This window comes from Acinetobacter sp. 1294596, from assembly GCF_000582925.1.
GTDB lineage: Bacteria > Pseudomonadota > Gammaproteobacteria > Pseudomonadales > Moraxellaceae > Acinetobacter > Acinetobacter radioresistens.
The window spans coordinates 23,637-32,912 of the sequence record NZ_JFCC01000035.1 but is presented as its reverse complement, the minus strand read 5'-3'; the positions used below and the strand labels follow the sequence as shown (position 1 = coordinate 32,912).

9 protein-coding genes are annotated in these 9,276 nt (G+C 40.3%); 8 read left to right on the top strand and 1 reads right to left on the bottom strand.

Annotated elements, in window-relative coordinates:
* The first annotated feature begins 168 nt into the window (after positions 1-168).
* Both J502_RS11880 and J502_RS11875 read left to right on the top strand, forming a co-directional pair.
* Complete coding sequence (locus J502_RS11880) at positions 169-1,017, top strand: 3'(2'),5'-bisphosphate nucleotidase CysQ family protein (protein ID WP_034684233.1); 849 nt, start codon at positions 169-171, stop codon at positions 1,015-1,017.
* A gap of 61 nt (positions 1,018-1,078) precedes the next feature.
* Positions 1,079-1,825 (top strand): phosphoglycerate mutase family protein, encoded by a 747-nt coding sequence (locus J502_RS11875; RefSeq protein ID WP_034684230.1) that lies wholly within the window; start codon positions 1,079-1,081, stop codon positions 1,823-1,825.
* Positions 1,826-2,049: 224 nt separating this feature from the next.
* On the opposite strand, the gene rpsT is transcribed toward J502_RS11875, so the two are convergent.
* Complete coding sequence (rpsT, locus tag J502_RS11870) at positions 2,050-2,319, bottom strand: 30S ribosomal protein S20 (RefSeq protein WP_005014584.1); 270 nt, start codon at positions 2,317-2,319, stop codon at positions 2,050-2,052.
* Positions 2,320-2,532: 213 nt separating this feature from the next.
* On the opposite strand from rpsT, the gene J502_RS11865 reads away from it, so the two are divergent.
* The 6 genes from J502_RS11865 (at position 2,533) to J502_RS11840 (ending at position 9,266) form a co-directional block, all read left to right on the top strand.
* Positions 2,533-3,198: an NAD(P)H-binding protein gene (locus tag J502_RS11865; protein WP_034684228.1), complete on the top strand. Its 666-nt coding sequence runs from the start codon at positions 2,533-2,535 to the stop codon at positions 3,196-3,198.
* Positions 3,199-3,211: 13 nt separating this feature from the next.
* Complete coding sequence (gene rraA / locus J502_RS11860; RefSeq protein WP_005014582.1) at positions 3,212-3,721, top strand: ribonuclease E activity regulator RraA; 510 nt, start codon at positions 3,212-3,214, stop codon at positions 3,719-3,721.
* 15 nt (positions 3,722-3,736) lie between these two features.
* The gene (locus J502_RS11855; RefSeq protein WP_005014580.1) at positions 3,737-4,510 is read left to right on the top strand and encodes a glutathione S-transferase N-terminal domain-containing protein; all 774 of its coding nucleotides are present in this window, start codon (positions 3,737-3,739) and stop codon (positions 4,508-4,510) included.
* A gap of 175 nt (positions 4,511-4,685) precedes the next feature.
* A complete protein-coding gene (locus J502_RS11850) occupies positions 4,686-5,045 on the top strand; it encodes a hypothetical protein (RefSeq protein ID WP_005014579.1) in 360 nt (119 codons plus the stop codon).
* Between the two features lie 96 nt (positions 5,046-5,141).
* A complete protein-coding gene (gene mfd / locus J502_RS11845; protein ID WP_005404176.1) occupies positions 5,142-8,603 on the top strand; it encodes a transcription-repair coupling factor in 3,462 nt (1,153 codons plus the stop codon).
* Positions 8,604-8,831: 228 nt separating this feature from the next.
* A complete protein-coding gene (locus J502_RS11840; protein WP_005014577.1) occupies positions 8,832-9,266 on the top strand; it encodes an HIT domain-containing protein in 435 nt (144 codons plus the stop codon).
* Positions 9,267-9,276: the final 10 nt, after the last annotated feature.

The window sequence follows — 9,276 nt, the reverse complement described above, 5'->3', positions numbered from 1 at the left end:
GTGTGATATGTATCACGTTCTTGATTTATAATAGGAGCTCTATTATTAAAATATAATGTTTTAATAACTAAAACTGAGAGAAGATAAAAATATATTTCACTTTCGTATACAAGCAAATGATGAAAGTTAGTGGTAGCCTTAACACATCCAAGTCCGGACTCTGTATTTATGTTTATTCAATCTCAAGCACCTACAGATGAACTTATGCTTAAGCTTTTACCTATGCTTGAGCAAGCTGGCCAAACTCTTTTAGAAGAGTATGAGGGTTATTGTGCAGGAAATGATTTTAATATTAATAAAAAAATAGACCAGTCACCTGTAACTCAAGCTGACTTAAAGATTAATCATTATATACTGGAACAGTTGGCATATCTCACACCTGAAATACCAGTTTTATCAGAAGAAAGTTATTATTCAAAACGTCATCAATGGCCGCTTTGCTGGCTGCTAGATCCTCTTGACGGCACTAAAGAATTCATTCATGAACGTGATGAGTTTACGATTAATCTCAGCTTGATTAGGCATCATAAAACTATATTTTCAGTCATTGTTGTACCTTGTGAAAAGCGCATGTACATGGGCTATCTTCAAGATTTACCATTTCGCTATCAATTCAGTCAGCGGCAATGGTATCAGTATCAGCAAAATCTAGCAGATTATAAGCAAATCCAGGTAGGGTTAAGCCACGGCAGCAAAGATATACGCTATCAGCAATTTATGGATCATATTGCGCAGCAGTACCCCGTGGTACGACGTGAAGCGGGGAGTGCTTATAAATTTTGTATGATGCTAGAAGGCGTGATCGATATTTACCCGCGCTTTCACCCGACTTCTGAATGGGATACAAGCGCCGGGCAGGGGCTTTTGGAAAGTATCGGTGGTGGCCTGTTGAGTTTACAGAAAGAGCCTTTTACCTATAATGCGCGTAGCAGTGTATTAAATAACGGGTTTATAGCATTTACTAATCAGGTAACCCGGACTCTCTCGCTTGAGGCTTTAGCGCAAGTAAAGCTTTAACCTGAACATCAGCTCACTCTCATGCTATAGTAATAGATAAATTGAGTTATTAAGAAATTCTATGTCGCTGAAGTTACTGCCGCCCAGTATGCATAAAGCCTTGGAACTGTTACCTGAAGCCTCAGCTCCTGTAACCTTGTTTACACGGCATTCTTTAAGAGAAATTGTAGCAGGGCAGGGATTGGCGGGGTACGACCTGCAGTTAACAGAACAAGGCCGTGACTTAGCCCATGAATGGGGTGCTTATCTCATTAAAAATACGGATCGCTTGATTCAGCATTGTATTTCGAGCCCTATTCAGCGCTGTATTGATACAGCTGCTTTGATGATTGAAGGGGCAGATCAGGTAACTCCGGCTTTAAATACACATTCGATTGAAATTGTTGAGCAGGGTCTACTGGTAGAACCTGGAAGCTTTGTACTAGATATCCAGCAGGCTGCACCTTATTTTAAACAGCAGGGTGCACTGGGCTTTATCAACAGTTTTGTCAATAACACATTACCTGGTATGAAGAACCCTATTATGGGCGTAATGGATGTACTTGAGCTGATTTACAGCACTCATCCGCAGAACTGTCGAGGTCTAAGTCTGGCAGTAAGTCATGACACCATTATTGCTGCTATTGTCGCCATAATTTCCGGACACACACAAATTAGCCAAGCCGACTGGCCACAAATGATGGAGGGATTATTTGTATGGTTTGAAGGTGAAGATTTTGACCATAGTAAACTGAAGTGGATTTGGCGAGGTGAGTTAAAAGAGCTGTCTATTCAGCAGTTTCAGGCCCAGCAAGCAAACATTTCCTGAGGATAACGACTGACAGGTTCCGTAGAAAATTCTATAATAGTTGATAGATAAAAAATATTCAGTAAGTCAGAGGATACAAGTAATAATCCTTTAAATTTCATACAAAATAATATCAGTATTCTTATTTTTAATAATATCTACTACTCTAAATAGCAAAAAAAACTGAGCTAGAGAAATTTTAGCCAGAAAAAAAGCCCATTATAGGGCTTTTTTACATATATCACTTAGTTAGAAGCTAGAGCTTTAACTTGAGTGTTTAAGCGGCTCTTATGACGAGCTGCTTTATTTTTATGGATGATGCCTTTATCAGCCATACGGTCGATTACAGGAACAGCTTTTTTATAAGCTTCTGTAGCTACTGCATAATCACCAGCAGCAATTGCACTTAAAGTACGCTTGATGTAGGTACGAACCATAGAACGCAAGCTCGCGTTGTGTTTGCGCGCTGTAACGTTTTGACGCGCACGTTTTTTTGCCTGAGCAGAGTTTGCCACTCTTGCACTCCTTGAAATAGATTGGTCTGGGCGGGCTGTAGTTGAAACTGACCTTCACCAGAAGACACCATAACCAGCCCGTAAACAAGTGCCATATTTTGATGAAATGGCACGCCGAAGTCAAGTGTCGCGACGCTTTCACAACATTTTACTTGAAGATAAAAATGAAAGAAAACGTTAGATTATAGGAAATTTAAGAAGATAGGCTAAAAAATGACTGAAAATATCAAAAGTGCCATCGTAATTGGAGCAACAGGGCTAGTTGGACGAGAGCTAGTTCGAGAATTACATCAACTGGCTGAATGTGAACGCATTACTGTAGCAGTGCGGCAAGAAGATGCCGAATATAAGCAAATGTCTAAAGTAAAGCAGTTGGTCGTATCTGACTTTTTTATGTTAAATGATGAGGATGTAAGTGGCCATACTCATGCATTTAGCTGTCTTGGCACTACCATCAAAAAAGCAGGTTCTAAACAGGCATTTTATAATACTGATTTCGGCATTAATGCCCATTTTGCTGAGCTGGTTCAGGATGATGTGCTACATTTCCTCTTGGTAAGTGCAATGGGTGCAGCATCTGAATCTATATTTTTTTATAACCGGGTTAAAGGTGAGCTTGAAGATTATATCCAAAGCATGGATATGAACCGGATATCATTTATAAGGCCTTCGCTATTGCTCGGAGAGCGTCAGGAAAGCCGTATTCTGGAGGATTTAAGCCAGAACCTGTTTCGTACAGTTGAAAAATATATTCCTGGTAATTTTAAATACAAACCTGTGACAGCTCGGCAAGTAGCTCATACTATGGTCAAGGCAGCGCAAAATCAGACTGAAAAATATAAAGTTTTTGATAATTTAGCTATACAAAATATGCCGTAATTGGAGACAAGACATGAATACAGAATTCGTAACCTGTGACCTGCTAGATGATAATCCTGATAAAGAACTACAAGTAATGTGTCCATCAATTGATGGTAAATACTTCAAAAGTTACGGGTTGCGTAAAACCTTTGGTGGACAAGTGGTTACAGTAAAATGTTTCGAAGACAACTCAAGGGTGAAAGAGCTTCTTGCTACAGATGGAACGGGTAAAGTACTGGTAGTAGATGGCGGTGCTTCCATGCGATGTGCACTTATGGGTGACATGATTGCTGAATCAGCTGTAAAGAATCATTGGAATGGCGTAATTATTTATGGCTGTGTACGTGATGTTGATGCAATTGCAGAGCTGGATCTGGGGGTGCATGCATTGGCTGCTATTCCACAAAAAAGTAACCGTAAAGGCATTGGCGAAGTTGATATAACTTTGTATTTTGGTGGAGTGACTATTCATGCCGGTGATTATATTTATGCCGATAATAATGGTATTGTCATATCGAAAGAAAAGCTTGTAGAAGCATAATTATAAGGAAAAAATATGGTGAATCATCAAACTAAAGTAATTCAGGCGCTGGTTTCTAGTTTTACAGAAGGTGGAAGAGGTGTATCGGGAACGCCCCATCCTCATCAGCCCGAAAAACCACTCAAGCTTTATGAGTTTGAAGCTTCACCATTTTGCCGTCGTGTACGGGAAGTATTGACACTTTTAAATCTGGATGTGGAAATCTACCCTTGTCCACGTAATGGTACCCGTTTCAGGCCCATAGTCCAAAAAGAGGGCGGTAAACTGCAATTTCCTTTTCTGATTGATGAAAACACCGGCGACAAACTGTATGAATCGGAGCAGATTATTGCTCACTTATTCAAGTACTATGGCAGGAATGGGCGAGTACCTAAAGCCTATCAGAATTATCCGAAAATACCTTATGTTGCTATTGTGGGAACTCTTGTTAATGGGTTGAGAGGTGCTTTTTCTAAGGTCAATACAGGTGATGCGCCTGAGCAATTACTAGAATTATGGAGTTTTGAAGGCAGCCCTTATTCACGCGTAGTTCGTAGCGTAATGAGTGAGCTGGAAATTCCATATATTTTGCATAATGTTGCTAAGGAACGCTGGCAAGATATGGGGCCAGCAAAATTAAGACTTAAGCCAGGCAAGTATGTGCCTGTTTCTGGTGGGAAACGTGAGCAAGTCATGCAGGTAATGGGGCGAGATATTCAGGTCCCTTATCTGATAGATCCAAATACTAATACTAAGATGTTTGAGTCAGCAAAAATTGTTCGTTATCTTCAAGAGCAATACGGTAGCTAACTAAAGCGCAAAAAAACTGCATTAAATACCAGTAAAAAGCACTTGCATAAAAGTGCTTTTTATTTTGATCTGAATAGCCTAAGCTTTTTAAGCTATTATCTTCCTATTCAATCTGTTTATTTTGATAATCTATATTTAGACTCAAAATTTATATTTTAATCTGTGATTTAGAAATATGTTTAACAAAATTGCCCGACTCTTCAAAACTACAGCTAAAGAGACCGAAGAACAATCCTATTTACGTGAACAAAATATTCACTTTGATCAAGACCAAGGGCCTATCGTTGATGGGATTGTGCTAAGTGATTTAAATAATCGTCTTGAATATTTTTCAAATCGTAAGCTTGAAAATTTTCAAGATTTAAAAAAATTATTTGAAATCAGTTTGCAGATTAATGAAAAAATAGATCTGGAAATTGCCACAGGCCGTTATGTTGAGCGCTTGGGAAATAATGAGCAAAATTTAAAAGAACTGAAAAAAGTTATTGAAAAGCTGAATAGCTACTATAAAAAATTTCTGCGAGATAGGGTATAGATAGTTTTATTCTTCAAGGTCTTTATTAAAAATAACCAAAAGCCAAAAAACATCATGATATTATGGGCAATGACATTTAGGCCTAAATCTATCTACATGTTCCAGAAAGAAATCTCTCAACTTAATTTAAAACAATTGAAAGCAGGTGAAAAGCGCTGGGTAGGCTCTTTACTTGGTTCTTCAGCCGCACTATTGCTTAAAGAAATTGCTGAACAATCACGGCAATTATTAGTCTTGGTGGCTAAAAATAACCAGCATGTAGCCCAGCTCGAGAGTGAGCTGGAGTTTTACGGTATAAAACCGATTATTTTCCCGGATTGGGAAATCCTGCCTTATGACCGGTTATCTCCCCATCAGGATATTGTCTCGGAGCGCCTGGCTATACTTTCTAATATGCCTCAGCAGGGCATATTACTACTTTCAGCCTCTACATTGGCACAGCGAGTTGCTCCAACTTCCTGGATATTAGGCGAGCATTTCGATATACGTGTCGGTCAAAAATTTGATCTTGAACAGCAGAAACTACGTCTGGTACAGGCTGGTTATCTTTTAGTAGATACAGTTTACGATCATGGAGAGTTCGCGGTACGCGGTAGTATTATGGATATCTATGCTTCGGGTCAGGAGGCACCCATCCGTATAGATCTGTTTGATGATGAAATTGATAGCCTTAAATTTTTTGATCCGGAAACTCAGAGAACAACAAGTAATTTAACTCAATTCAAGGTTCTACCAGCAAAAGAGTTTCCGTTAAAGGACGGACGTTCTACCTTCCGTGACCGTTATGCTGAGAGCTTTCCGACTGCCAATCCAAAAAAGAATCCTATTTATCAGGATGTCATGGAAGGTATTGCATCACCGGGTATTGATTTCTATCTGCCATTATTCTTTAGTAAACAGTCAATTCAAACTCAAGGTATGCTATCGGCATACTTACCTCAGCATTCCATTGTCATTACAGATAGGGATTTAGATGAATGTTTGATCACCTTCTGGAAGGATGTTAATCGTCGTTATGAAGATCGACGTCATAATGCAGACCAGCCTATTCTGCCACCAGAAGATTTATTCTTAAAACCGAATGCTTTACTTGAGTTACTCAATCATTTTCCCCGAATTATTGCATCATCTGAACAATTTGAAGAAAAGGCGGGTGTGATAAATATGGCGGTTTCAGAGCCGCCCCGGCTTCCGGTTAATCCTAAACATGAAAAACCATTTCATCAGGTTAAAGAATATATCGATAACGCTCAGCATCCAGTTTTACTGGTAACTGAAAGTGCAGGACGTCGCGAAAGTTTACGTGATGCCTTACGCTCGACTCTGGGTGATATTCCTACTGTTGCAAATTTCAATATTTTTCAGAATGATCAGTATAAAATTGCAATTACTACTGCTCCACTTGAGCGTGGATTAATCATTAATGATCAGCTGACCGTTATTTCTGAAAATCAGTTGTATGAGCACCGGGTAGTTCAGCGACGTCGCAAGCGTCAACAGGAAGTTTCTGAAGAATTTTTAATTCGTAGTCTGACTGAACTGAGCATTGGTGCACCTGTTGTACATATTGACCATGGTGTAGGACGTTATGCAGGGCTGGTTACCTTAAGTATTGATGATCAGGAGTATGAGTTTCTGCAGCTGGATTATGCAGAAGGTGCGAAAGTATACGTGCCCGTTACTAACTTGCATCTTATTAGCCGTTATAGTGGCGGTGACCCGGATTTGGCTCCGCTACATAAGATTGGTAGTGATGCCTGGAACAAGGCTAAACGGAAAGCACTTGAGCAAATTCATGATGTGGCTGCAGAACTCCTGCATATTCAGGCCCGCCGTCATGCCAAGCCCGGATTTGCTTTTGAAATAGATCAGAGTCTGTATATGCAGTTTGCCAGTGGTTTTGCTTATGAAGAAACCCTGGATCAGGCAAATGCTATTGAAGCGACATTATATGATATGCAAAAAGCTGAGCCTATGGACCGGCTGGTCTGTGGGGATGTAGGCTTTGGTAAAACCGAAGTGGCAATGCGTGCCGCTTTTGTAGCAGTACAGAATAATAAACAGGTCGCGGTACTGGTACCGACAACTCTGTTAGCCCAGCAACACTATGAATCATTCAAAGACCGTTTTGCAGACTGGCCGGTTCGTATTGAAGTGCTATCTCGTTTTGGTTCAAACAAGGCCCATGTAAAAAATATTCAGGATCTTGCAGACGGTAAAGTCGATATTGTAATTGGGACTCATAAACTTTTACAGGAAAATGTACAGTTTAAAGATCTGGGACTAATGATTGTCGATGAAGAACACCGTTTCGGGGTGCGTGATAAAGAGCGTATTAAAGCAATGCGTGCAGATGTCGATATGCTTACTCTGACAGCAACACCGATTCCACGTACATTAAATATGGCATTTTCAGGCATGCGTGACCTGTCGATTATTGCCACTCCACCAGCACGCCGTCTGGCTGTAAAGACATTTGTACAGGAGCATACTGATGCTTCTATCAAAGAGGCTATTTTGCGGGAATTACTTCGCGGTGGTCAGGTATATTTCCTTCATAATGAAGTCGACAGTATTGAACGTACTGCAGAGAATATCCGTGCACTTGTTCCTGAAGCACGAGTTGCCGTTGCACATGGACAAATGCGTGAACGTGAACTCGAGCAGGTAATGCAACAGTTTTATCACAAACAGTATAATGTGCTGGTTTGCTCGACCATTATTGAAACTGGTATTGATGTCCCTAATGCAAATACTATTATTATTGAACGGGCAGATAAATTAGGTTTGGCACAATTACATCAATTACGTGGGCGTGTTGGGCGCTCCCATCATCAGGCTTATGCCTACTTGCTGGTACCTTCGATTAAAGCTTTAAAAGGTGATGCAGAGAAACGTTTAGATGCCATTCAACGTGCTTCTAATCTGGGCGCCGGTTTTATGCTTGCTACAGAAGATCTTGAAATCCGTGGGGCAGGTGAACTGTTAGGTGAGCAGCAAAGTGGTTCTATGCAGGCTATTGGCTATAGTCTATATATGGAAATGCTTGAAAAAGCGACCAAAGCAATTCAGCAGGGCAAGACCCCAAATTTTGATGCTCCGCTTTCCTTAACTGCAGAGATTAACCTGCACATGCCAGCACTCATTCCAGATGAATATTTAGGGGATGTACACCAGCGGCTCTTGTTTTACAAGCGTATCAGTAATGCCGATACACAAGATAAGCTCGATAATATTCGTATGGAGCTAGTTGACCGTTTCGGTCTTGCACCGCAACCAGTCAAACAGTTATTCAGTGTGCATCAGATTCGTCTGAAAGCGGAACAACTTGGAATTACCAAGGTGGATATTGGAAGTCACGGGGGAAGTATCGAATTTTCACCTGATACAGCTGTTCAGGCGATCAGTATTATCCAGCTTATGCAAAAACAGCCGACTCACTTTCGCATGGAGGGTGGGCAACGCTTAAAGGTGCTGGTCATGCTAGAAGAGTATGAACAAAGAATTGAGTTTATTTTGAAACTTCTTGACCAGTTAACTGCAGACTTAAATCGCTAAAATAAGGCGAGGACTGAACAAGTCTTCGCAAACCTTTTTGACGGGTTAAGTATCAGTAAGTAATAAAAAAAACTTAAAGCAACAGGTACCTTTATTCATTTATCTTGGACTTATAAAATTTGAGATAAATTAATAATTATTTGTAAGGAAAGGCAGTTCTCAGAATATTCACACCATATTGGATGTGATAGTATTAGCTATCATTGTTATTGCATCATTTATAAAGATATGTTTAGTTTGCATCCACAACTTGCTCAAGATACTTTTTTTGTTGGCGATTTTCCGCTTTCAACATGTCGTCTGATGAATGATATGCAATTCCCGTGGCTTATCCTTGTGCCACGTGTACCTGGCATTACTGAATTATACGAACTTAGCCAAGCTGACCAAGAACAATTCTTACGCGAATCAAGCTGGCTATCAAGTCAGCTTGCCCGTGTGTTCCGGGCAGATAAAATGAATGTAGCTGCTTTGGGCAATATGGTTCCACAATTGCATTTCCATCATGTTGTTCGCTATCAGAATGATGTTGCATGGCCTAAACCTGTATGGGGTACACCTGCTGTACCTTATACCAATGATGTTCTGGCACATATGCGTCAGACATTAATGCTGGCGCTGCGTGGTCAGGGTGATATGCCGTTTGATTGGCGTATGGATTAGTAGTAGACAC

Bases quoted from the DNA above. Each gene is read 5' to 3' on its own strand.
- J502_RS11880 (WP_034684233.1), top strand. From the start codon at position 169: ATGTTTATTCAATCTCAAGCACCTACAGATGAACTTATGCTTAAGCTT.
- J502_RS11875 (WP_034684230.1), top strand. From the start codon at position 1,079: ATGTCGCTGAAGTTACTGCCGCCCAGTATGCATAAAGCCTTGGAACTG.
- J502_RS11865 (WP_034684228.1), top strand. From the start codon at position 2,533: ATGACTGAAAATATCAAAAGTGCCATCGTAATTGGAGCAACAGGGCTA.
- rraA (WP_005014582.1), top strand. From the start codon at position 3,212: ATGAATACAGAATTCGTAACCTGTGACCTGCTAGATGATAATCCTGAT.
- J502_RS11855 (WP_005014580.1), top strand. From the start codon at position 3,737: ATGGTGAATCATCAAACTAAAGTAATTCAGGCGCTGGTTTCTAGTTTT.
- J502_RS11850 (WP_005014579.1), top strand. From the start codon at position 4,686: ATGTTTAACAAAATTGCCCGACTCTTCAAAACTACAGCTAAAGAGACC.
- mfd (WP_005404176.1), top strand. From the start codon at position 5,142: ATGTTCCAGAAAGAAATCTCTCAACTTAATTTAAAACAATTGAAAGCA.
- J502_RS11840 (WP_005014577.1), top strand. From the start codon at position 8,832: ATGTTTAGTTTGCATCCACAACTTGCTCAAGATACTTTTTTTGTTGGC.